The sequence below is a fragment of the Clostridium sp. D53t1_180928_C8 genome (assembly GCF_015667795.1).
Taxonomy (GTDB): domain Bacteria; phylum Bacillota; class Clostridia; order Clostridiales; family Clostridiaceae; genus Clostridium.
This window is the reverse complement of the sequence record NZ_JADPEL010000001.1, coordinates 157,485-181,417: the sequence shown is the minus strand read 5'-3', so window position 1 is coordinate 181,417 and position 23,933 is coordinate 157,485. Positions and strand designations below refer to the sequence as shown.

22 protein-coding genes are annotated in these 23,933 nt (G+C 27.8%); 2 read left to right on the top strand and 20 right to left on the bottom strand.

The annotated features are described in order from the left end of the window. Positions 1 to 77 precede the first annotated feature (77 nt). The 16 genes from I4V51_RS00820 to I4V51_RS00745 form a co-directional block, all read right to left on the bottom strand. Entirely contained in the window at positions 78 to 614 is a 537-nt protein-coding gene (locus tag I4V51_RS00820; protein ID WP_195986429.1) for a GNAT family protein, read from the bottom strand. A gap of 29 nt (positions 615 to 643) precedes the next feature. Next, entirely contained in the window at positions 644 to 1,546 is a 903-nt protein-coding gene (locus tag I4V51_RS00815; protein WP_195986428.1) for a GNAT family N-acetyltransferase, read from the bottom strand. 64 nt (positions 1,547 to 1,610) lie between these two features. Then, positions 1,611 to 2,105: a hypothetical protein gene (locus I4V51_RS00810; protein ID WP_195986427.1), complete on the bottom strand. Its 495-nt coding sequence runs from the start codon at positions 2,103 to 2,105 to the stop codon at positions 1,611 to 1,613. Between the two features lie 27 nt (positions 2,106 to 2,132). Further along, complete coding sequence (locus I4V51_RS00805; RefSeq protein WP_195986426.1) at positions 2,133 to 2,801, bottom strand: DUF4179 domain-containing protein; 669 nt, start codon at positions 2,799 to 2,801, stop codon at positions 2,133 to 2,135. Continuing rightward, positions 2,801 to 3,316, bottom strand: a complete 516-nt coding sequence (locus tag I4V51_RS00800) for a sigma-70 family RNA polymerase sigma factor (RefSeq protein WP_195986425.1) — start codon at positions 3,314 to 3,316, stop codon at positions 2,801 to 2,803. The genes I4V51_RS00805 and I4V51_RS00800 overlap by 1 nt, the downstream gene beginning before the upstream one ends. Positions 3,317 to 3,443: 127 nt before the next feature. After that, the gene (locus tag I4V51_RS00795) at positions 3,444 to 3,587 is read right to left on the bottom strand and encodes a hypothetical protein (protein WP_195986424.1); all 144 of its coding nucleotides are present in this window, start codon (positions 3,585 to 3,587) and stop codon (positions 3,444 to 3,446) included. A 184-nt stretch (positions 3,588 to 3,771) separates the two neighbouring features. After that, on the bottom strand, positions 3,772 to 4,677 hold the full coding sequence (locus I4V51_RS00790; RefSeq protein WP_195986423.1) for a PHP domain-containing protein: 906 nt from the start codon (positions 4,675 to 4,677) through the stop codon (positions 3,772 to 3,774). A 128-nt stretch (positions 4,678 to 4,805) separates the two neighbouring features. After that, the gene (locus I4V51_RS00785; protein WP_195986422.1) at positions 4,806 to 5,816 is read right to left on the bottom strand and encodes a putative ABC transporter permease; all 1,011 of its coding nucleotides are present in this window, start codon (positions 5,814 to 5,816) and stop codon (positions 4,806 to 4,808) included. A gap of 120 nt (positions 5,817 to 5,936) precedes the next feature. Next, positions 5,937 to 7,445: a carboxypeptidase M32 gene (locus tag I4V51_RS00780; protein WP_195986421.1), complete on the bottom strand. Its 1,509-nt coding sequence runs from the start codon at positions 7,443 to 7,445 to the stop codon at positions 5,937 to 5,939. Between the two features lie 127 nt (positions 7,446 to 7,572). Beyond that, positions 7,573 to 9,201 carry an alpha-glucosidase gene (locus I4V51_RS00775; protein ID WP_195986420.1) on the bottom strand — a complete coding sequence of 543 codons (1,629 nt, stop codon included), beginning with the start codon at positions 9,199 to 9,201 and terminating at the stop codon, positions 7,573 to 7,575. Between the two features lie 190 nt (positions 9,202 to 9,391). Continuing rightward, on the bottom strand, positions 9,392 to 10,258 hold the full coding sequence (locus tag I4V51_RS00770) for an EamA family transporter (RefSeq protein ID WP_195986568.1): 867 nt from the start codon (positions 10,256 to 10,258) through the stop codon (positions 9,392 to 9,394). A 116-nt stretch (positions 10,259 to 10,374) separates the two neighbouring features. Further along, positions 10,375 to 12,021 (bottom strand): GH3 auxin-responsive promoter family protein, encoded by a 1,647-nt coding sequence (locus I4V51_RS00765; RefSeq protein WP_195986419.1) that lies wholly within the window; start codon positions 12,019 to 12,021, stop codon positions 10,375 to 10,377. Positions 12,022 to 12,156: 135 nt separating this feature from the next. Continuing rightward, positions 12,157 to 13,326: a Na+/H+ antiporter NhaA gene (gene nhaA, locus I4V51_RS00760; RefSeq protein WP_195986418.1), complete on the bottom strand. Its 1,170-nt coding sequence runs from the start codon at positions 13,324 to 13,326 to the stop codon at positions 12,157 to 12,159. Between the two features lie 188 nt (positions 13,327 to 13,514). Continuing rightward, entirely contained in the window at positions 13,515 to 15,446 is a 1,932-nt protein-coding gene (locus I4V51_RS00755; protein WP_195986417.1) for a PTS fructose transporter subunit IIABC, read from the bottom strand. 24 nt (positions 15,447 to 15,470) lie between these two features. After that, a complete protein-coding gene (gene pfkB / locus I4V51_RS00750) occupies positions 15,471 to 16,376 on the bottom strand; it encodes a 1-phosphofructokinase (protein ID WP_195986416.1) in 906 nt (301 codons plus the stop codon). After that, a complete protein-coding gene (locus tag I4V51_RS00745; RefSeq protein ID WP_195986415.1) occupies positions 16,376 to 17,128 on the bottom strand; it encodes a DeoR/GlpR family DNA-binding transcription regulator in 753 nt (250 codons plus the stop codon). Before I4V51_RS00745 ends, pfkB begins: the two co-directional genes overlap by 1 nt. 284 nt (positions 17,129 to 17,412) lie before the next feature. On the opposite strand from I4V51_RS00745, the gene I4V51_RS00740 reads away from it, so the two are divergent. Together I4V51_RS00740 and I4V51_RS00735 are read left to right on the top strand one after the other, a co-directional pair. Then, a complete protein-coding gene (locus tag I4V51_RS00740; protein ID WP_195986414.1) occupies positions 17,413 to 17,838 on the top strand; it encodes a MarR family winged helix-turn-helix transcriptional regulator in 426 nt (141 codons plus the stop codon). Between the two features lie 15 nt (positions 17,839 to 17,853). After that, a complete protein-coding gene (locus I4V51_RS00735) occupies positions 17,854 to 19,215 on the top strand; it encodes an MATE family efflux transporter (RefSeq protein WP_195986413.1) in 1,362 nt (453 codons plus the stop codon). A gap of 64 nt (positions 19,216 to 19,279) precedes the next feature. On the opposite strand, the gene mmsB is transcribed toward I4V51_RS00735, so the two are convergent. The 4 genes from mmsB to I4V51_RS00715 form a co-directional block, all read right to left on the bottom strand. Next, entirely contained in the window at positions 19,280 to 20,500 is a 1,221-nt protein-coding gene (gene mmsB / locus I4V51_RS00730) for a multiple monosaccharide ABC transporter permease (protein ID WP_195986412.1), read from the bottom strand. 12 nt (positions 20,501 to 20,512) lie between these two features. After that, positions 20,513 to 22,051 (bottom strand): multiple monosaccharide ABC transporter ATP-binding protein, encoded by a 1,539-nt coding sequence (gene mmsA / locus I4V51_RS00725; RefSeq protein ID WP_195986411.1) that lies wholly within the window; start codon positions 22,049 to 22,051, stop codon positions 20,513 to 20,515. A 70-nt stretch (positions 22,052 to 22,121) separates the two neighbouring features. Next, positions 22,122 to 23,267: a multiple monosaccharide ABC transporter substrate-binding protein gene (gene chvE, locus I4V51_RS00720; RefSeq protein WP_195986410.1), complete on the bottom strand. Its 1,146-nt coding sequence runs from the start codon at positions 23,265 to 23,267 to the stop codon at positions 22,122 to 22,124. 98 nt (positions 23,268 to 23,365) lie between these two features. Beyond that, the gene (locus I4V51_RS00715) at positions 23,366 to 23,641 is read right to left on the bottom strand and encodes a hypothetical protein (protein WP_195986409.1); all 276 of its coding nucleotides are present in this window, start codon (positions 23,639 to 23,641) and stop codon (positions 23,366 to 23,368) included. Positions 23,642 to 23,933: the final 292 nt, after the last annotated feature.

The window sequence follows — 23,933 nt, the reverse complement described above, 5'->3', positions numbered from 1 at the left end:
AATCATATATAGTTCTGTTTTTAAAATAATAATGACTTAAAGACTATCTATAAATAATCTTTAAGTCAATCACTCTCTTATCTATATTTTCTATAATAAAAATATCTATCACTTTCCATGTTCGGTTGTTTATGCCCAATAGGAATTCTTTTTTCAAATAACTCAAATCCACATTTTTCTGCAAGATTTCTTGAAGGTATATTTACAGAGTCAATAGTCAAAATAAGATATTTTATATCTGATACCTCAAAACACCAATCTACTAATGCATTTACTGCTTCAATAGTATATCCTCTTCTTTGATACTTCTCTGACATAAAATAAGCTACTTCAACTTCATTTAAAGTTTCTTCAAGCCCCATTCCTACCATTCCAATCATTTCATCTGTATGTGGCAATGCAATTACATATCTTTTATTTTCATAAATATCTATTGAATTCTTTTTGGTTTGATGCCAATCAATATATCCAAAATACGCTTCTGGACAGTCACCATTATCTGCCCAATCATGCATAAATCTATAAATATTTTTTTCTCTAACTATTCTATAAAGATTTACTGCATCTTTTCTCTCAAAATCTCTAATTATTATTTTATTACTCTCTATTCTCATATTTTATTTACCCCTATCCCTTAATTTATTTATGCATGAGATAATATAGGAAACATCAAATAATTACTTTTAAAAATATTTTCTTTATCCTTCAAAACAAATAAAGTATCATTATCACCAGTTAATATATTCTTTTCATATCCATCTGTATCATTAGGTGTAAATTCTAAATTTACTATTTTAGTTTTATTATCTATTAAAACATTAATAACTTTATCTAAATCATACTTTCTATCAGATAGTATATCCTTAATATTTAATACATCATCTTCATATTCACAAATAACAATTACATTATATTCTTTAATATAATAAATACATTTTTTTAAAAATCCTAAACAATAAAACATAATTAAATTTTTATTATCATATACATAAAGTTTAGAATTTACTATGTTATTATTAATAATACTCTCTAAAAGTTCTTTATCTTCAACATTATTAATATTTAATTTTCTAGTCTTAATATTAGTAACATTCTTAGCTTTATTTATTGAATACTGATATTCATTAACTTTTTCAAATCCAAACTTAGGATAAAAGTTTAATACAGTATCATTTGCTGATAAATAAATACAATCATATTTTTCTTTATATTCATCAATTATTTTTTCAATTAAATATCTCGATAAACCTTTATTTCTATATTCATAATCAGTCATTACTGTCCCTATTTGAATATAATTTTTCTTTTTACCTAAAACATTCATTTTCATAATACTTACAGATGCATTTGCTACTAACTTTTCACCATCTAATAATGAATATGGAATATATTCTTCTCCCCAATATCCTGCTTCATACCAACTTTTAAAGTTAAATCCATAAGTTTTTTCTGTTAACTTATTAAGACCTTCTCTTAATTCTTCATTATCTTTATAATTATTTACATAAGTATATTCCTTATTATTAATTAACACCTTCTCGCTCATATTACACCTCTAATCTATTGATATTTTTTAGTTAATAAAATAATTATAATTTTTTATAAATATATTACTTTTTGAACTCTTTAAAAATACTACTTGTCTTATCTAATATTGATACCTTTTCAATCTTATATCCCCTTTCATCAAGTACATTAAAAGCCATATAATCATTCATATCAACAGCTTCACCATCACGTTCTAGCTTATATGAAACCTCATACTCAAAATGAATATATCCATCATTTTGTGTTTCACTAGTTTTGGTAATATTAATATCTGTAACACCACTTGCATCTGATATAACAGCACTATATTTACTAAATATCCTATTAGCCATCAATAAATCAAAAGCATCCTCTGTAAGATATTCACCAAATCTTGATTTGTAATCTTCAATAAGTTGACCTTCCTCTTCAATACTTTCCATATTATTATAAGTATCATATGATACTAACTTTTTAATAAAACTTTCTACATTTTCTTCTTTTGATGAATTACTACATCCTACTAATAGTCCTATTGCTACAATACATAATAATAAATATTTAATTGTTTTTCTCATTCTCATATACCTCACATATAATATTTTTTATCTATAATTTTTATTCTTAACATTTAAATTAATCTCATCTTCATTTATAAACTCTTCTTTATCATCACCTACTATTAAAACTTTAGGTGTTATATTTAATTGAATCTCCTTTTGTTTTAAATTCTCATTATTAAAATTAATATCATATTGTTGATATCCATAATACGCCCCTTCTTCAATACCTCCAGTTGCCATCGAAGCTTCTTTATTAATTATTAAAGAATCTGATTTTATATCTATATCTAATACACATGGCCAAGGTGTATTCTTCTTTATTCCAATAACCTTATATACTATTAGGATTTTTTCCCCATCAAAATCTACTGTTTCAATATTCACACTATAGCATTCAGTATTAAATGTTTCTTTTACAACTAACCCATTATCTGTATATCCTACATTCATTCCCATTTCATTGTTAAGCATTTTTATGACTGGTCCTACTAATGGGATTTCTTCGGCAATTGTAGGTGCTATAAAATTTGTACTAACCAAAATTATTATCGCTATAGAGGCTACTTTAACTGTATTTTTTATTATATTTTTAGATATTTTATTTTCTTCTAATTGCTCATATGTTTCATCAACTTTTTTACGCAATGAATCTGGAATACATATTTCTTTATTCATTCTTAAATCTTCTAACTCTTTTTCTATATTCCTCATTACAATACCTCCTTCTCATTAAGAGAATATGCTATTTTACCCTTAGCTCTCGATAATCGTGACTTTACTGTTCCTTCTGGTATATTTAACATATTTGCAATTTCAGATATTGTTAGATCTTCAAAATAAAATAATATTATAGTTAATCTTAATTCTTCATTTAAACTATCTATAGCTCTCTTTAAATCTATATTTTGATAATTATCATTTACATAATGCTCTTTCATTTTTTCAAACTTAACAAACTTTTTATTAAAATTATAAATTTTATTACTTTCATTAATAAGAATTTTTATTAACCAAGTTTTAAAGTACTCGTCTTTTTTTAATGTCTTTATATTCTTAAATGCTAATAATATAGTATTTTGAATGGCATCTTCTATATCCTCTTCAGCATTAAGAATTCCCTTTGCTACTCTATAAATACTATTAAGGTTTTCTTCTATTAACTCTATAAACGCTTCTTTGTTGCCCCCTTTAGCCTTACTAATATTACTCTTCTTTATCCTAAACATTCATTGCCCCCCATAGTGTAATTATTAATTAGATACTCTATCATCTAAAAAGGTTCACTATAAAATAAATTTTTATTGTAAAAAAATTGAGCCATAAACTTAATTATGGCTCAAACTTCTATTCTATCTATTTTTTCTTAGATTGCTCTAGTATTATTCTATCTATACCTTTTCTAGATAGATAATGCTTATTTGCAAGCTCATTTTCATTTTTACATTCTATATACTCATTATAAGTCTTAGAATTTCTTATACTTATTTTCTTTAACATATTAGTCTTTCTTACCAATTGATGCCTAATATACGCTTTTGGGGAATATAAATATATTCGCCTTCTATATATTGGGGAATAAAATCATTCCTCTTTTTAATACCATATAATTCAATTTTAAACAACTTCCTATCTAAGGTCAACCTAATATATAGGTTGGTACTATAGTAGAATAATCACCTTTCTATTTGCTATATATCAAACTATTTATACCTTTTAGTATTTCTTCTTCATTTATTAAAGATCCGATTTGTCCAAGTTTTACATTTGGCTTTATTTTTCCATGATAATCACTTCCACAAGTAAAAAGCTTTCCTCTCTTTTTTGCTTCATTTAAGAATGATAAACTTTGATCATAATTATGATAACTACTAAATGCTTCTATTCCATCTATTTTTGTTTTAATAATTTTTTCAAACATATTGTTATTATTTTTCAAATTAACCCCTGGGTGTGCTAAAATAGCTTTTCCCCCATTTTTTTGAATAATATCTACTACCTCTTCTAAGGATGGATAATCCATTTTTACATAACACGGCTTTCCTTGAGAATAGTAATCCCAATAAAAATTAACATATGGATTATCACCTCTATCTCCCCCATCTCTATATGGTTTTAATAATGGGTGATCCATATATTCTTTTTTATTTAATAAGATTTCTGCAAACATCTCTCCTGTCCAATGTCCCTTCCAATAACTGTGTTTTTCTAATTTTACCATTTCATTTTTTGTTATGGAAAATCCTAATTTTTGTGTATACTCTAGACTCTTAAAAGATGCCTTAATACACTGTTTATCAATATTTCTTTCAATATCAATAAAACTTTTATTTTTATAATTAATTCCATAACCTAATACATGAAGATTAATACCTTCAAATGTACAATCAATCTCTATTCCTGGTATATATATAATATTATTTTCCCATGCAACCTTAGCTGCTTCTTCATTAGCTCGTACACAGTTATGATCAGTAACAGACATAATTTTAATACCACTTTTCTTACATTTTATTACTAATTCACTTGGTGAAAACTCACCATCATCACTATAAAAACTATGCATATGTAAATCGATTTTTTTATTCATATAAATTATATTCCCCTTCTCATACCTTTTTAGTTATTCATATTTATAATAATAATGTATATTTTTTCTATTATATATCACATTATGCTCTATTTTTATAACAATAGTATTTTTTTGATATTAGATGTTTATTTTTTCTTTAAATCCTTTTCTAACTCCTTTACCTCATTCATTGCCTCTTCATACTTTTTAGTTTTAGCATTCGGATTTCTACGTAATATATTTATTGAACTTATATAAATTCTACTTTCAGTATTATGGATTCTACTCTCATGACTTTTTAATTTATTAATATATTCTTTAAATTCAGCTCTTAAACTCTCACTATCGCCTATACCTCTATATGATATATTCTCAAGTTTATCCATATACAATGATAATTTTTCAGATAGACTTCTAATTTTAGCTTCAGTTAACCCTAATTTTTTTCGTATAACAGATTCAATATATTGTGATTTATTTTGCCTCTTAATAATTTTATTTTCCTGCTTTGTTTCACTCCTATAAGTTAATTTCTCTTGAAGGTCCTTAACATCTTCACTAATTATCGCTTCAACAACTTCTAATCTACTCTTAATAATATTTACTGTTTCATTTCTTTCAGTTATCTTAATTAGAATACTCTTTAAATTAATAGCCTCATTAAATGATTGAACCCCATCAATTGTAATAAAAACAGTTATAATATATGCACTTATTTCTGATATTTCTTCTGGAATACCTATAATCCAATTCTCTATAGGTGGATTAACAAATCTTACTAAAAGTATAGAAAATAATCCCCAAGCCAATGTTGATAATAAGCAAATATGACCATTTACATTAAAAGGTTTATCTGTATAATCCCAATATCTAATATGAAATATTTTTTCCATCACTGCTCCAGTTATATATTCTAATATAGTTGCTGCTATCATTCCTATAATAAATACTAATATAAGATTCTTCTCTACTGTTAATGTAGAAAGTAATACTACTACAGCTCCATATCCATATATAGGTAAAAAAGGTCCCTTTAAAAATCCTCTATTTACCCATTTATGCTTTCCTAAAGATACATAAACAGATTCCCATATCCATCCTATAAAACAATAAAAGTAAAATAAAAGGAGCCATTGATGTATAGTATATAAATGCATAATATATCCCCCATATTATAAATAGTTACTTTATATACTATTAACATATTTCTATATTTATTAAAAAAATGCCTCAGAGGCAAAATAATAATTTTACCTCTGAGGCTATACATATCATAATTAATACTTATATATTTCTCTATATTTATTATCTAAATATTCAATGAAATATTTTGCTTGAAGCTCTTCTCCTGTAATTCTTTTTATTAAATCACTTGGATCATAAAGATTAGCACAGTCATGAACATTTTCTTTTAACCATTCATCTACCGATCCTAAATCTCCTTCTGCAATTTCATCATATATATCAGGAACATCCTTAACCATTTCATTTAACATTTGAGCTCCATAAAGATTTCCTAAAGCATAACTTGGAAAATATCCAAATGATCCATCTGACCAATGCATATCTTGAAGCACTCCCACCTTATCACTTGTAGGTTCTACCCCTAGGTATTCCTTATACTTTTCATTCCATACTCTTGGTAAATCACTAACCTGAATCTTATCATTAATAAGTAATTTTTCTATTTCATATCTTATAATTACATGAATACTATAAGTTAACTCATCTGCTTCAGTTCTTATTAATGAAGGTTTAACTTTATTTATTGTATTATAAAACTCTTCTTCACTAACACCCTCAAATTGTTCTTTAAACTCTTTCTTTGCTTCTTTATATAAATATTCACAGAAAGCTCTACTTCTTCCTATTATATTCTCATAAAATCTTGATTGGGATTCATGAATAGCCATAGAAGCAGCAGTATTTAATCCTGTTCCTTCTAAAGAGTCAGGCAAGTTCTGTTCATATATTCCATGTCCACCTTCATGTATTGCAGAAAACATTGCTGATGTAAAATCATTTAAATAATAATGATTTGTTATTCTAACATCCTTATTACTCATATCTAAGGTATATGGATGCTCTGTTTCATCCATTCTTCCCGACTTAAAGTTAAATCCCATCGCCTTTAAAATTTCTATACAAAATCTTTTTTGATTTTCTTTAGGAAATTCTTTTCCATCAAATGCATTGCAAATTTTTGTTTCACTACTATTTATCTTATTTAATATGCTAACTATCCCATCTCTTAATTCATCAAAAACCTTATCTAGTTTTTCAACTGTTAATCCAGGTTCATAATCATCAAGTAAAGCATTATACTTATTTCCCTTATAACCCTTGTATTCTATTGACTTTTTAGTAAGTTCAACTATTTTTTCTAATTCTGGTTTAAATATTTCAAAGTTATCTTCATTCTTAGCCTTTTCCCAAGCTAATTGTCCTCTAGATGCAGCTAATGAAAACTCCCTTATAAATTCTTCTGGAAATATCTTCTCTTTTTCATAATTCTTTTTAAGTTCATGCAACATTCTTTTTTGAACAAAATCTAACTTTTCTTCATTCTTTTCAAAAAACTTAATAAAATCATGTACTTCTTTTGCAACAGATAAATTATGTGCTTGCATTTGCATAAAAGACATAGTTTCTGCTCTTCCTTCTGCTGCATTTTCTGGCATTCCAGTACTCATATCCCAATACATAAGACTTCCTACATTTCTATAATGCTCAATAATTTTCAAATATGCTGAAAATTCTTCTAATTTTTTTTCTAATTTATTCATCACTTTTAGCCCCCATTATTTAAAATAAGTATCTATTTAATTATATACCTAATTTTTCATTAAATGAATAATTAAAATTACCTGCGTGGTCAATCCATATATTAGATTGCTCCCGCAGGTTGTCTCATTATTTTACTCTAAACATTATAGCTTCGTATGGTCTTAAGTTTAAGTTTTCAATTAAAGTGCTTGAATCCTTATAATTACTTAGTAATACTTCCGCGTAATTAAAGTCATTATTAAATTTAAAGTTAACCTCTTTATCATAGAAATTACAAATTACTAATATCGTATCTTCTTTTAAAGATCTAGTATATGCAAAAATATTTTTATCTTCTTCACATAATAACTTGTAATCACCATAAATTATAGTGTCATTCTTCTTTCTTATATCTATAAGATTTCTATAATGATTAAAAATTGAATTCTCATCTTCTACGCATTGTTTTGCATTTATATATTCATAGTTTTTATTAACAGCAAGCCAAGGTTTTCCAGTAGTAAATCCTGCATTTTTTGAATTATCCCATTGCATTGGTGTTCTAGCATTATCTCTTCCCTTTGCATATATAGAAGCCATTATTTCATCATGAGAATATCCTTTAGAAAGTCTATCTTTGTACATATTTAAAGATTCAATATCATTATACTCATTAATATCCTCAAATCTTACATTAGTCATTCCAAGTTCTTCACCTTGATAAATATAAGGTGTTCCTTTCATACCATGAAGAAGTGTTGCCAGCATTTTTGCACTTTCAACCCTATATTCTTTATCATTTCCCCATCTTGAAACTATTCTTGGTAAATCATGATTATTCCAAAATAAGCTATTCCATCCTTGCCCTTCAAGCTCTGTTTGCCATTTAGATAAAACTTTCTTTAAATCAAGTAAATCTAATTGCTTTACATCCCACTTTTCTTTTCCTTCAATTTGATCTAATCCAATATGTTCAAATTGGAATACCATACTTAATTCTTTTCTTTTAGGATTTGAATAAAGTTTAGCAACCTCTGGAGTAGCCCCCCATGTTTCACCTACTGTTAATAGGTCATTTCCTTCTAATGCGGCCTTATTCATTTCTTGTAAGTACTCATGAAGTTTTGGGCCATTCCCTGTTATCATCTTATCTGGAACCTTTCCAATAAGATCAATAACATCCATTCTAAATCCACCAATTCCTTTATCAACCCAGAAATTCATCATTTTATAAACTTCATCTCTAACCTTTTCATTTTCCCAATTTAAATCAGGCTGCTTCTTACTAAATAAGTGTAAATAATATTGGCTTGTTGTTTCATCATATTGCCATGCACTTCCACTAAAACAAGACCCTAAATCATTTGGTTCATGTCCATCAACTGAATCTCTCCATATATAATAATCTCTATATTCATTATCCTTAGATTTTTTAGCTTCAATAAACCATTTATGTTCATCTGATGTATGATTAACAACTAAATCCATAAGAATTTTTATTCCTTTTTCATTAGCTTCCTTTAGAAGATTATCCATATCTTCCATAGTTCCAAACTCATCCATAATATCACAGTAATCACTTATATCATATCCATTATCATCATTTGGAGATTTATAAACTGGGCTAAGCCAAATTACATCTATACCAAGCTTTTTTAGATAATCTAATTTTTCTCTAATACCATTAATATCACCTATTCCATCACCATTGCTATCATTAAAACTTCTTGGATATATTTGATATACTACTGAACTATGCCACCATTGTCTTTCCATATTTGTTACCTCCATATTATAAAAACTCAATTTTTTCTTTTAAATTTCATTAATTTTCTTTTAATCTACTAATTTATAATGTGATTATACATAATAATATTAATATATTACTTGCAAAATAAAGGCTTTTTATAATACAATACTGCTATTTTTTAAACTAGCTTTTTCCGAAGTAATTTTTATTTATATATTAAACCCTTATTAACAATAATAGGGTTCCAATAACTATTAACCCTAAACCTATAAGTGATTTTTTCGATAATTTTTCTTTTAAAAATACATAAGCAAATATAATAGTAAGTAAAATACTAAGCTTGTCTATCGGAGCTACTATAGAAGCTACTCCATCTTGTAATGCTCTATAATAGCAAATCCATGAAGCACCTGTTGCTATTCCTGATAAAACTATAAATATTAAACTTTTTTTATCTATCTTCTTAATATGTTCTTGCTTTTTAGTAACAAAAACAATCCCCCATGCCATAATAAGCACTACTATTGTTCTTATTGCAGTTCCTAAATTTGATTCAACATTTTCTATACCTACTTTTCCTAATATAGATGTTAATGAAGCAAATAAAGCCGATAATAACGCATATATCAACCATGCCCTACCTTTAGTTTGTTTTTCTACCATTTCTTTTTTCTGAATCATTAAATAAGTACCTATAGCAATTCCTATCATTCCAATTATCATATTTATAGTTATATTCTCACCTAAGAAAATAAAAGCCAAAATCATAGTTAAAATTGTACTACTTTTATCAATAGGTACTACCTTATTAACATCGCCTAATTGTAATGCCTTAAAATAACATAACCAAGATGCCCCTGTTGCTAACCCTGATAAAATTAAGAATAAAAAAGTTTTTCCATCAATAGTTGCTATTGTACTTTGTGAACCTACTATAAATACCATTAACCAAGAAAAAATTAAAACTACAATAGTTCTTATGGCTGTAGCCACATGGGAGTCAACATCTTTAATTCCTATCTTTGCTAAAATTGATGTAACTCCTGAAAAAAATGCAGATCCTAACGCATAAACTATCCATATAAACATATATTTTCTCCCTAATTTTACTATATAGTTATATTATAACATTTTATAAATAATTTATTTAATATAAAAAGAAGTGTCATAGAGCGTTAATCCCTATACACTTCTTATAATTACTTAAAATTATTATCATTTAATATATTTAAAATATCTCTTTTATTTGTTATTACTCGTGGAATTTTTATTTGGCTCTTTGAAACACCTTTTGCTATTAAAAATTTCTTTATATTATCAAAAGTATTTTTTCTAACAATAATAATTTTTGTACATGCCAACCTATTATTTTTTCTAAATCTTCCATAAGCTAAATTAGCTTTTTGTAACTCTATATCTAAGGTTTTCTCTAACATTTTTTTCTTATTCTTAGGTAGCTCTTCATTAAATTCAAAATAAAAAATATATCTTCCTGGTGTTATTGTATTGTCCTCTAAAGTTGTATAATCAACTAATGACAAATTGAACTTATTAATAGTTGTATTTATAGCTGATTTCAAATGATCTTCTGTTGTTTTTTCAGAAACCATATTTAAAACCTGATTTTTTCTATATAAAAATTCTATCTCTGGAGAATTATTACAATAATCTACTACCTTAATTACATCTCCTAACCTATACCTATAAAAACCTGCGTAATTTGTAACTATAATTTCATATTTTTCACCTATATTTAACTCATCTATACAATAAGTTTTAGGATTATTTTTATCACTTTCTTCTATTGGAATAAATTCATAAAATACAGTATCAGGAATTACTACATATCTTATTTTACTAGCATATGGATTAATTCCTATCATAGCTTCAGTTGCCGCATATGCTGGTGAATAAATAGGTAATGAACCTGTATAATAATTTACTTTATCATCATATATTGAAAAATTAGCTCCAGTTACTGATGCAATATACGTTAATTTAGGCCATATTCTTTGGCAAATCCCTTCAAATCCTTTAGCAAATTCTTTCTCTAACTCATCTGCCCTACTTGCATTAGGCTTCAAATATTTGCTTAAAATTTTTCTTTTAGCTTCATCTATATTTAAGCTTCTATTAATGCTTCCTCTTCTAATATCTCTTACAAGCATATTGCTTTCTTCCTCTAGAACCCTTAGCAAATCTAAAACATTTGATATAAATACACCACTTATATAAAATAAATTTTTGTCTTCAAGACCAAACAATAGATGTAAATATAAAGCTGAATTTTTATCCTTTATTTTCATTACCTCATAAGGTGAAGTATACATCTTAGGAAGTATATTTTTTATAGCCTCCATTCCACCTGATGTTGCAGAACATATAGGCACCCCCCCCTCTGAACAATTTGTGGTAACAGTATCAGCTATCATTAGCCCTCTTTCATAACACCACTTATCTTTAAAGTTGTTATAAGCAAACCGTTCAAGTAACAATGCCATATACTTACTACCAACTTCTCTAGACTTTTTAGTTACTGGTATTAGTTTTTGTTTACCTGTAGTTCCTGAAGTATGTCCAAAATACTCAACATCTTCTCCAACTAAAATATTTTTTTCTCCCCTAAGCATCTCATCTATATATTTTTCATAAGATGAATAATTAGTAATTGGAACTTTTTCTTTATACTCTTCTATTGATTTTATAGATTTAAAATTATATTCTTTACCATATTTACAGTCTTTACTTTTATTTAATATTTTAAATAGAACTCTTTCATTTATTTTTTTTGAATTTAAAGTATATTGATTAAAATATTTTTCTAGCACTCCTCCTGCTATAATCATACTACCATATACCGCTTTACTTATTATGCTCGTTTTAAGGCACTTCCTATATATTTTTGTCACAAATATTATATGTTATAAAAAAATATGTGTGTATTTCTTGATTAGATTAAATTAGAAATACACACATATTACTTATTTATTTTTATGTTGTACCTTTTCTCCTATGGAAGTTAATACACTTGCTATTATAATTGAAATAACTGCTGCAATTAATACTGATATTTTCGATACACTAAGTTCAACTTCTTCACCTGCAAATGCAATTTCCGATACAAATAAAGACATGGTAAATCCTATACCAGCTAAAATAGATACTTCTAATACATCATACCATGATGTATCTTGTGGTTTTTTAGTTACTCCAATTAAGCTTCCTATATATCCAAACAACATTATTCCTAATGGCTTTCCAATAACTAAACCTAGTATTATACCTATCATTAAGGGATAATCCTTTGCTAAGTTCAAGTTTCCACCTAAATTTATTCCTGTATTTGCAAATGCAAATAAAGGTAATATTACATAATTAGAAAATGGCTCTAATTTATGTTGAACCTTATAACTTAAATCCTTCTCTTTATCTTTCTCATGTAACACTGGTATACTAAAAGCTAAAATTACTCCACTTAATGTAGAGTGAATTCCACTATAAAATACTGTTACCCATAATGCAAATCCTAATATTAAATATGGATACAACTTATTTCTTTTATTGAAGAACTTAACAGAAAATAAAACTGCTATTATAATCAAAGAAGCAATTATTCCTGAAATTCTTATATGCGATGAATAAAAAACACCTATTATTATTATAGATAATAAATCATCTACAACAGCTAAAGTAAGTAAAAATAATTTTAATGAAAAGTTAAGTCTACTTTCTAATATTGAAAAAATGCCTATTGCAAAGGCTATATCAGTAGATAGTGGAATTCCTGCACCAATTTCAAATCCACTACTATAATTAAAAATTGTAAATATTAATGCTGGAACAATCATTCCTCCAACTGCAGCTATTACAGGAAATGAAGCTTGCTTTACACTTGATAATTTACCATATACAAGCTCTCTTTTAATTTCACATCCTACTACTAAAAAAAATATTGCCATAAAAAAATCATTAATAATAAGATGCAAATTAAATTCTTCGCCCAATTTTAAATCATATAAAATATAATTATAAAATTTATCCAATTGCGTATTCGCTAAAATTAAAGCTAATATTGTAGTTGCTAATAATAATATTCCTGGAAAGGCTTCTGAATTTACTATACTTTTTTTATTTTCTTTATTCTTTCCCATAATAATTCTCCTACTGCATACTTATTTTTCTTTACGCTTATATTTTGTACAGTTCTATTCTTTTTATCCTTTATACAATATCAAGCCTAAGATGAATATATTACTTTATTAATTTATAGTATAAATAAAAAAAGGTCTAAGACATTATCTAACCTAGTTAGTATGTCTTAGACTTTTATTTTTTTATTTTATTCTACTACTTTTTTCTTTAATAATGCTAACATTACCATTCCTACTAAAGAACCTACAACAACTGCACCTAAGAATCCAAATGGGTTTCCTATTACAGGTGATACGAATATTCCACCATGAGGAGCTCTTAATTGACATTTGAATAACATTGTAAGTGCTCCAGCAGTTGCAGAACCTACCACACATGAAGGTATAACTCTTAATGGATCTGCTGCTGCAAAAGGAATTGCTCCTTCTGTTATAAATGATAATCCCATAATGTAATTTGTAAGAGCTGATTGTCTTTCTCTCTTAGTAAACTTACTCTTAAAGAATGTTGATGCTAAAGCAATTGCAAGTGGTGGAACCATACCACCAGCCATTACGGCTGCCATTACTTCAAAATTACCTGATGCAAGTGATGCTGTACCAAATACATATGCTGCTTTGTTGAAAGGACCACCCATATCAATAGCCATCATACCTGCAACAACTATACCTAATAATATTCTACTTGTACTACCCATTGAGTTAAGGAAATTAGTTATTATTTCATTTATTCCTCCAAAGAATGGATTTACAAATATCATTATGGCACCTATTAATCCAATACCGATAACAGGGTAAAGTAATGTTGGTTTTAAACCTTCTAAAGATTGTGGTAATTTATCAAATATCTTCTTTAATCCTAATACTAAGTAACCACCTAAGAAACCAGCAAATAATGCCCCTAAGAATCCTCCACTTACAACTGAAACTGAAGAATCAAATGCACTTGCATATGTTGTACCTAAGTTAGCTAACATACCACCAACGAAACCAACTGCAAGACCTGGTCTATCTGCAATACTCATTGAAATATATCCTGCAAGTACAGGTAACATAAATCCAAATGCAGTTTCACCTATAGTCTTTAAAAATGCTGCAAAAGGTGTATTTTTACCAAAGTTAGCTGGATTAATACTATAGTTATCAAATAAGAATGCTAAAGCTATTAATATACCTCCACCTATAACAAATGGTAACATATGAGAAACACCATTCATTAAATGTTTATATATTTGTCTTCCAATGCTCTCTTTTTCATCTGATGATATACCTTCGCCATCACTTCCACCTGCATGATGATAAACTGAAGCATTTCCACTTGTTGCTCTATTTAATAATTCTTCTGTTTTATGAATTCCGTTTGCAACTTTAGTTTGAATAACTTTCTTTCCTTCAAATCTAGCCATTTCAACTTTTTTATCCGCTGCAACTATTATACATTCAGCATTAGCTATTTCTTCATCAGTTAAAACATTTTTTGCTCCACCAGAACCATTTGTTTCAACCTTTATTGAAATTCCCATATCATTAGCTTTATTTTCTAAAGCTTCAGCTGCCATAAATGTATGAGCTATACCTGTTGGGCATGCTGTAACAGCTAATACTCTATATACATTAGCTTGTGCTTTTTGTGCCTCCTCTTTATCACTTTCAGCCTTTAACTTATCATTTTCTTTAGAATCAATAAGTGATAAGAACTCATCAACACTTTTAGCATTTATTAATTGCTCCTTAAAATCAGGATCCATTAACATCATTGATAATCTTGCTAATACGTCTAAATGAAGATTATTTTCTCCCTCTGGAGCTGCTATCATAAAGAAAAGCTTTGCTGGTTGCCCATCAAGTGAATCATAATCAATTCCATTTGTAAGTATCATTGCACTAAGTCCAGCTTCTTTTACTGCACTTGTCTTAGCATGAGGAATTGCTATATTATCACCAATCCCTGTTGTACTTAAACTTTCTCTATCTAAAACTGCTTTCTTATAAGCCTCTTTATCTCTTAATCTTCCTGTAGCATCCATTAAGTCAACTAATTTATTTATTGCTTCTTCCTTTGAATTTACCGTAGGATTAAGTGCTATACCATTCTTTTTTAATAAATCAGTAATTTTCACTTTTATTTCCTCCTTAAAAACCTTCTATTTTACTTGTTCTAATAATTTATAAACATAATCTTTTGTAGCTAATCCCTCTGAAAATGCAGATGCACTTCCTGTTGCTACTCCTAACTTAAATCCCTCTTCAACATTTTCTGAATTTAAATATCCTGCTATAAATCCAGCAACCATTGAATCACCTGCTCCAACAGAATTTTTCACTATCCCCTTAGGCACATTACTTGTTATAACATCTCCATTAGAGTCTATTAATACTGCTCCATCTCCGGCCATAGATATAATTACATTTTGAGCTCCCATTTCTTTAAGCTTTTTAGCATAATCTATAACTTCTTCCTTGTTATTAAGTTTTACTCCAAATAGCTCTCCAAGTTCATGATGATTTGGCTTTATTAAAAATGGATTATATTTTAATACCTTAAGCAATGATTCACCAGTTGTATCAACTATAAACTTAACATTTTTTTCTTGAAGTCTTTCCATTATTCTTTCATAAACATCTGTTGGCATTGTTTTTGGAACACTTCCAGCTAAAACTAATATATCTCCTTCAGTTAATTTATCTAACTGATTATAAAGATTATTTAATGCTTCTGATGAAATATCAGGTCCACCACCATTTATTTCGCTTTCTACATCAGCCTTTATTTTTACATTTATTCTAGACATTCCACTACTTAGCTTTATAAAGTCTGTATCGCATCCAAATTCTCTAACTCTTCTTTCTATTTCATCTCCCGTAAAACCAGCTATAAATCCTAACGCTTTACTTTTTACTTCTAGATTATTTAATACGATTGATACATTAATTCCTTTTCCGCCAGCATAAACAAATTCATTATTACTTCTATTTACATGCCCTAAATTAAATTCGTCCATCTTAACAATATAATCTAAAGCTGGATTAAATGTAATTGTATATATCATTAAACTTCTACCTCCAAAATTTCTGTTTCATGCCTATATTTATTATTCTCTAAATTGGTTGTTATTATTTTAGCTTCTTCAATATTTGCAAAAGTTATTGAACTAATTTCACCAAATTTTGATTTATCGCATAAAACAAATCTTTTTCTACACCTCTGTAATGCTTCTTCCTTTACCATAGCTTCTTTAACATCAGGTGTAGTAAAACCTCTCTCAACATCTACTCCATTTGCTCCAAAAAATCCTTTTGTAAAATTGTATTTTCTTAAACTATTTACAGTTTCAGCACCTACTATTGCTTCGGTTGCAAGCTTTAATTCCCCACCTAAAATATAAGTCGTACATTTCTTTTTAATTAGTTTTCTTGCATGAACAATTCCATTAGTCACAAAAATTGCTTTTGTATTATTAATAAAATTAATCATAAGCTCTGTAGTAGTACCTGCATCTATATAAACAAAATCATTATCCTCTATTAAAGCTGCTGCATATTCTGCAATTTTAGATTTTTCATCTATATTCAAAGTTTGTCTATTCTCAACAATATCATCAGTTGTATTTATATTTACACTATTTAATGACGTAGCTCCTCCATGAACCTTATTTAATAAACCTGCTTTATCTAGTGCAGTTAAATCTCTTCTAATAGTTGATTCTGAAGTATTTAAATATTTAACTAAATCATTTAAATAAACTACTGATTCCTTTTCTAATTTTTCTAGAATCAGTTTATGTCTCTCTTCTGATAACATTTACACCACTTCCTTGATTTCATAATACTCTTATTTTTATAAGAAGTCAATCATTTTCATTCATAAACTTTCATTTTCATTCATTACCATTCATAAACCTCCATCATTCTATATTATATATATTAATCATAATTAGTTTATTTATTATAAAAAATAGTTGCATCGCCAACTTTTTAGTTGCATTTGCAACCATTTTAGCATTATAATATATTAGTCAATTTAGATTATATCTATGAACTACTTAAAAATTAATACTACTTATATTTAGGAAAGGATTTATTAATATGAATTGTAATAATGAATATTTCGGTAGGTATATTTCTCTTATTCACAGACAAGCTAATGTTTTTTTTAGCAAAGAATTTAATAAATATGGTTTTGGCTGTGGACAGTATATGTTCTTAATTCATTTATATAAAAATGATGGCATTAGTCAAGAAAAACTTTCTGAGTTAGTCAATATTGATAAAGGTACCACAGCTAAAGCTATAAAAAAATTAGAGGAATTAAATTTTATAATTAGAATCAAGGACACTAATGATAAAAGAGTTAATAGAATTTTCTTAACCGAAAAGGCCTTAAACATAAAGGATGATTTCTTTTCAGTTTTAACTAATTGGGAAAAATCTCTTACTAATAATTTGACTGAAGATGAAATCAAATCTGGTTTAGAAATACTTAATAAACTTTCTAATAACGTAATTAAATAATTTGGAGGATAAAATATGGGACATCAAAATCACTTAGGTGAAGAATCTATTGGAAAATTATTATTAAAATACTCTATTCCTGCAATAATAGGAATGCTGGTTAATGCTTTATATAATATTGTAGATAGAATGTTTATAGGGCGTATCCCAGAAGTTGGATCTTTAGCTTTAACAGGCGTTGGAATTACTATGCCAATTATGTCTATTTTACTAGCATTTGGTATGCTTATAGGGATTGGTTCAACAGCTAATATATCTTTAAATCTTGGCAGAGGTAAAAGAGATGATGCTGAAAGATTAATAGGTAGTGCTATTACTTTAAGCTTAATCGTAGGTATATCACTCACTGTTATTGGACTTATTTTCATAAATCCAATTCTTAATTTATTTGGTGCAAGCTCTAATACCTTAATTTATGCAAAGCAATATATTACTATAATATTATTTGGATGTACATTTAATATTCTTTCATTTGCTCTAAACAGCACCGTGAGAGCTGATGGAAGTCCTAAAATGGCTTCATTTACTATGATTGTTGGTTGTTTAACTAATGTTGTATTAGACTATGTATTTGTTTTTATATTAAATATGGGAATTAAAGGTGCTGCTTTTGCTACTGTTATTTCTCAAGCACTTACATTCTTTATAATTCTTTATTACTATACTAAGGGAAAATCTAACTTAAAATTAAAAATCGAAAATATGAAGCTAAAAAAGAATTTAGTATTAATGACTTTTGCAATTGGTATAGCACCTTTTGCAACTCAAATTGCTAATAGTTTAGTACAAGTTGTTGCTAATAATTCTTTAAAAGCTTATGGTAATGATTTATCTATCGGTGCAATGACTATAATTGGATCAATTAACATGGTATTTATGATGCCTATCTTTGGCATTAATCAAGGATGTCAACCAATCATAGGATTTAATTATGGAGCAAAAAAATATGATAGATCAAAAAGAACATTTATAATTGCAACTATTGCAGCAACTGTTATTTGTATATTGGGTGGAATTTTAATACAAGCCTTTCCTCAATTTGCAATTAGCTTATTTAATAATGACCCTGAACTTACTGCTGTTGCTGTAAAAGGAGTTAGAATTTATTTATTAATGATGCCTATAGTTGGAGTTAATATTGTTGCAACTAGTTACTTCCAATCTGTTGGTAAGGCTAAAATGTCTATGTTTGTTAGTTTACTTAGACAAGTTATCTTATTAATTCCATTTACTTTAATATTACCGTTATTTATTGGATTAGATGGTGTTTGGGCTGCAGGTGCTTGTGCTGATTTCTTATCAGTTGTTATAACATTAGTTCTAATATTTAGGGAATTTAAATCATTAAATAAACTTCATCAAGCTCAAGTTGCATAATATAATAAATTAACTATAAAAAAGAGTTGTATCATTGACATTTTGATACAACTCTTTCAAATTATTATGCCTTTTTCTTCTTAGAATATAAGTCAAATACAACTGCAAATAATAATACTAAACCTTTAATTACATATTGCCAGTTACTATCAACACCTAGTAACGACATACCATTATTAAGTACTCCCATTACAAGTCCACCTACAACAGCTCCCATAACTCTACCTACACCACCACTTGTTGATGCTCCACCTATATAGCAAGCTGCTAAGGCATCAAGTTCAAAGTTAACACCTGCCTTTGGTTGTGCTGAATTAACACGAGCTGCATAAGCTAAACCAGCTACAGCTGCCATTAATCCCATATTTAAGAATACTAAGAATTGAACTTTGGCAACCTTTACACCTGATAATGCAGCAGCCTTTTTATTTCCTCCAACAGCATATACTTGTCTACCAAATACAGTTTTATTAGTTATAAATGTATATATAGCTATTATCACTCCTGAAATTACTAATATATTAGGAATTCCTTTATATGATGCTAAAACAAGAGTTGCAACATTTATAACAACAACTTTAACTATTACTTTCATTAAAAGCATATTTTTTGACTCAACATTAAAATTATATTTTTTAAGTTTCTTTCTCTTATTAATATCTGCCCAAATGAAAGCTAATGATAATGCGATTCCTACTAATACTGATGAACCTACTAAATATCCATCACCAACCATGAAATAGAAAAGTGGAGGAATAAATCCTGATCCTAAATTTGCAAATGATGTTGGGAATGGTGCAATTGTTGTACCATTTAAAAGTATCATTGTTAATCCTCTAAAAACTAATTGACCTGCTAATGTAACAACAAAGCCTGGGATTTCCTTATATGCTATCCAATATCCTTGTATAGCTCCAACAAGCATACCAATTGCTAAAGCAATAATAATAGCAAGTACTGGGTGTAACCCCTTATTAACCATAGCTACCCCTGCAACAGCTCCAATAAATGCACTTACAGAACCTACTGCAAGGTCTACTGTTCCTATTATAACTACCAATAACATACCTACAGCAAGAATAAGAATATATCCATTTTGTTGTATAAGATTTGTTATATTAAGAGGTTTTAACATTATCCCTTTAGTTAAAATTTGAAATATAACTACAACTGCTACTAATGCTATTAACATACCATTTTCTTTTATTACTTTACTTATTGAAATTCCACTTCCATTTTTTCCATTATTCAAGTTTTTATTAACTGGTAATTTTACTTCACTCATTATATTTCCCTCCTATTTAGATGCTACAATCATACTCATTATTACTTCTTGATTTGCTTCCTTTGCATCTAACTCCCCTATAATTTTTCCTTCATTCATTACATAAATTCTATCACTTAATCCTAGTACTTCCGGTAATTCTGATGAAATTACAATAACAGATTTACCTTGATTAACAAGATCATTAATTATAGTATAAATCTCATACTTTGCGCCAACGTCTATACCTCTTGTTGGTTCATCCAATATTAATAAATCTGGTTCTGCATAAACCCACCTAGAAAGTACTACCTTTTGCTGATTACCTCCACTTAGATTTCCTGTTAGTTGAGTTATACTTGGTGTTTTAATTTTCATAGACTTTCTAAAATCTTCAGCTGCTAATATTTCTACTTGATCGTTAATTACTCCATATTTAGATATTTTATCTAATGATGAAATAGAAATATTATGCCTTATATCATCAATAAGATTTAATCCAGCTTCTTTTCTATCTTCAGTAACATATGCTATTCCATTATCAATTGCATCTTGGACACTTTTTATATGAATTTCTTTCCCTTGCTTTTTAATAGAACCTGATATTTTTTGTCCATAACTTCTTCCAAATATACTCATTGCAAGTTCAGTTCTTCCTGCACCCATAAGCCCTGCAATTCCTAAAACTTCACCTTTTCTCACTTTAATGTTTACATTATTCACCATCTTTCTATCAGAGTAATCCGGATGATAAACATTCCAATTATTAACCTCAAATAATACATCTCCGATTTTAGATACTCTCTTTGGGTAACGTTCAGTAATTTCTCGTCCAACCATTCCCTTTACTATTCTATCCTCTGATATCTTTCCACCAGTTGCATCTAAAGTTTCAATTGTAGATCCATCACGTAAAACAGTAATAGAGTCACATACCTTTGATACTTCATTTAACTTATGTGATATCAAAATTGATGTTATACCATGTGATTTTAGTTCTAACATTAAATTTAATAAATTTTCACTATCATCTTCATTTAATGAAGCTGTCGGTTCATCTAAAATCAATAATTTTACATCCTTTGATAATGCTTTTGCTATTTCAATTAATTGTTGTTTTCCAACTCCAAGTGTATTAACAATCGTGTCAGGATCCTCATCTAATCCTACCTTTGCAAGCAATTCTTTTGTTTTAGTTCTAACTTCATGCCAATCTATTACACCATACTTTGCAAGTTCATTTCCAATGAAAATATTTTCCCCTATACTTAAATAAGGGCTTAATGCTAATTCTTGATGGATTATAACTATTCCATCATGTTCACTATCTTTTACCCCTTTGTATTTGCAAGTTTTATCATTATAAAGTATTTCACCTTCATAATCTCCATATGGATAAATACCACTTAAAACTTTCATTAGTGTGGATTTTCCTGCACCATTTTCACCACAAAGAGAATGAATTTCACCTTTTTTAACCTTTAAATTTACATTATCTAATGCTTTAACTCCTGGGAAAGTTTTAGTTATATTTTTCATTTCAAGTATAATATCATTTTTACCACTGACCATGTGATTTCAACCTCCCTTTTTAATTGTCTGGAGAATTTTAAAATTCTCCTGATAATTACCTTTCTCAATACTACCTAAGTTCTGATTCTTCTATATATCCTGAATCAATTAAAACTTTTTTATAATTATTTATATCTACAGAAATTGGAGTACAAAGATATGAAGGGACAACCTTTATGCCATTATCATAAGTTTCTGTATCATTTACCTCTACTTCTTCACCCTTAAGAATTGCATCAACTGTTTTCACTGCTCTACTTGCTAACTCCCTAGTATCTTTAAATATTGTTTGAGTTTGTTCTCCTAAAATAATGGATTTAATAGTTGCTGTTTCAGCATCTTGCCCAGTTATTACTGGCCATGGAAGATCTGCTGTGCCATACCCAACACTTCTTAAAGCTTCTACTATTCCACGACTTAACCCATCATATGATGAAAATACTGCATCTACCTTTTTACCCGCTGAATAATTTGCAGTTAATATATTTTCCATTCTTGATTGAGCTAAGGCACCATCCCATCTTAATGTACATACTGTATCAAAAGTGGTTTGTCCTGAAACTACAACTAAACTTCCATTATCAATATATTGTTGTAATACACTCATTGCACCATCGTATAACATATGTGCATTATTATCATCAGGAGATCCTGCAAATAATTCTATATTATATGATTTTCCATTAGCATTTTTTAGGTCTAAAGCTTCCTCAATATATTCTCCTATTTGGACACCAACTAATGTATTATCAAAAGATATATAATAATCAACATATTCTGTATTCTTAATTAATCTGTCATATGCAACAACAGGAATTCCTGCATCATGAGCCTTTTGACAAACATCAGTTAAAGCTTCTCCATCTATATTAGCTATTACTAAACAATCAACACCCTTTGTTATTAAATTTTCCGCTTGTGAAACTTGAGTTTCTACTACGTCTTCAGCATATTGTAAATCTGTTTTATATCCTAATTTTTTAAGTTCTTCTACCATATCGTTGCCATCATTAATCCAACGTTCTGATGATTTTGTAGGCATTAATATACCTATTGTTTTTCCATCAACTATATTGCCTGTAACCTCTGTCCCAGTTTCAACACTTTCTGATTTTCCACCACCAGTTGCTTCATTGATATCAGTTGTAATACCACAACCTCCTAATGTTCCTAATAAACTCATAGATAATAACATTGCCATAAATTTTTTCTTCATAAAATCTCCTCCCAATAAATACCATAGTTTAAAAATTTATATTATAACCACCATTTTAAACGTTTTCAAAAAGATGTAGTTATATATCCACTTCCTATTTAGAACTTCACCATGTTAAATGCTAACTCAAAAAATACTAATATCATCATAACCTTCCCATAAGATGCATTTACTTCAAATCTATAAGCTTCATTTTTCTTTTTATATAGCACATTAACAGCTACCCCACATATTATTGCTATTGAAAACATTGCTAATCCTGTAATTGTACATTGAATAATTCCCATATCTATTAATATGAAATATAATAATAAACTTGGCGCAACTAAATAATATAAAATTTTATTACTTATTGTAATATACTTTTCATTCATACATATACCTCCTTACTATTTAAACCTTTTCATATTGTAAGTACATTTTTATTATATTATATTCACTATGTATGTACAAGTTATTTTTGTAAATTTTTATATTTTTTTCTTTTAATTGTTTCAACTGTATTTTTTATAGATATAATTGAATTTACATTTATATATTATAGTTAAAATAATTATAAAATATATTGTCAAACATATTTCCTATTCATTATTGTCCACTCATTTTTATTTCTGCTTTACAAAAAATAACTCAATATTATTATACGTACAATAATATCGAGTTATT

What these genes read in the sequence shown, in the direction of transcription:
- I4V51_RS00820 (WP_195986429.1), bottom strand. Translation starts at nt 614, where the DNA reads ATGAGAATAGAGAGTAATAAAATAATAATTAGAGATTTTGAGAGAAAA.
- I4V51_RS00815 (WP_195986428.1), bottom strand. Translation starts at nt 1,546, where the DNA reads ATGAGCGAGAAGGTGTTAATTAATAATAAGGAATATACTTATGTAAAT.
- I4V51_RS00810 (WP_195986427.1), bottom strand. Translation starts at nt 2,105, where the DNA reads ATGAGAAAAACAATTAAATATTTATTATTATGTATTGTAGCAATAGGA.
- I4V51_RS00805 (WP_195986426.1), bottom strand. Translation starts at nt 2,801, where the DNA reads ATGAGGAATATAGAAAAAGAGTTAGAAGATTTAAGAATGAATAAAGAA.
- I4V51_RS00800 (WP_195986425.1), bottom strand. Translation starts at nt 3,316, where the DNA reads ATGTTTAGGATAAAGAAGAGTAATATTAGTAAGGCTAAAGGGGGCAAC.
- I4V51_RS00795 (WP_195986424.1), bottom strand. Translation starts at nt 3,587, where the DNA reads ATGTTAAAGAAAATAAGTATAAGAAATTCTAAGACTTATAATGAGTAT.
- I4V51_RS00790 (WP_195986423.1), bottom strand. Translation starts at nt 4,677, where the DNA reads ATGAATAAAAAAATCGATTTACATATGCATAGTTTTTATAGTGATGAT.
- I4V51_RS00785 (WP_195986422.1), bottom strand. Translation starts at nt 5,816, where the DNA reads ATGCATTTATATACTATACATCAATGGCTCCTTTTATTTTACTTTTAT.
- I4V51_RS00780 (WP_195986421.1), bottom strand. Translation starts at nt 7,445, where the DNA reads ATGAATAAATTAGAAAAAAAATTAGAAGAATTTTCAGCATATTTGAAA.
- I4V51_RS00775 (WP_195986420.1), bottom strand. Translation starts at nt 9,201, where the DNA reads ATGGAAAGACAATGGTGGCATAGTTCAGTAGTATATCAAATATATCCA.
- I4V51_RS00765 (WP_195986419.1), bottom strand. Translation starts at nt 12,021, where the DNA reads ATGATTATAGCAGGAGGAGTGCTAGAAAAATATTTTAATCAATATACT.
- nhaA (WP_195986418.1), bottom strand. Translation starts at nt 13,326, where the DNA reads ATGGGAAAGAATAAAGAAAATAAAAAAAGTATAGTAAATTCAGAAGCC.
- pfkB (WP_195986416.1), bottom strand. Translation starts at nt 16,376, where the DNA reads ATGATATATACAATTACATTTAATCCAGCTTTAGATTATATTGTTAAG.
- I4V51_RS00745 (WP_195986415.1), bottom strand. Translation starts at nt 17,128, where the DNA reads ATGTTATCAGAAGAGAGACATAAACTGATTCTAGAAAAATTAGAAAAG.
- I4V51_RS00740 (WP_195986414.1), top strand. Translation starts at nt 17,413, where the DNA reads ATGAATTGTAATAATGAATATTTCGGTAGGTATATTTCTCTTATTCAC.
- I4V51_RS00735 (WP_195986413.1), top strand. Translation starts at nt 17,854, where the DNA reads ATGGGACATCAAAATCACTTAGGTGAAGAATCTATTGGAAAATTATTA.
- mmsB (WP_195986412.1), bottom strand. Translation starts at nt 20,500, where the DNA reads ATGAGTGAAGTAAAATTACCAGTTAATAAAAACTTGAATAATGGAAAA.
- mmsA (WP_195986411.1), bottom strand. Translation starts at nt 22,051, where the DNA reads ATGGTCAGTGGTAAAAATGATATTATACTTGAAATGAAAAATATAACT.
- chvE (WP_195986410.1), bottom strand. Translation starts at nt 23,267, where the DNA reads ATGAAGAAAAAATTTATGGCAATGTTATTATCTATGAGTTTATTAGGA.
- I4V51_RS00715 (WP_195986409.1), bottom strand. Translation starts at nt 23,641, where the DNA reads ATGAATGAAAAGTATATTACAATAAGTAATAAAATTTTATATTATTTA.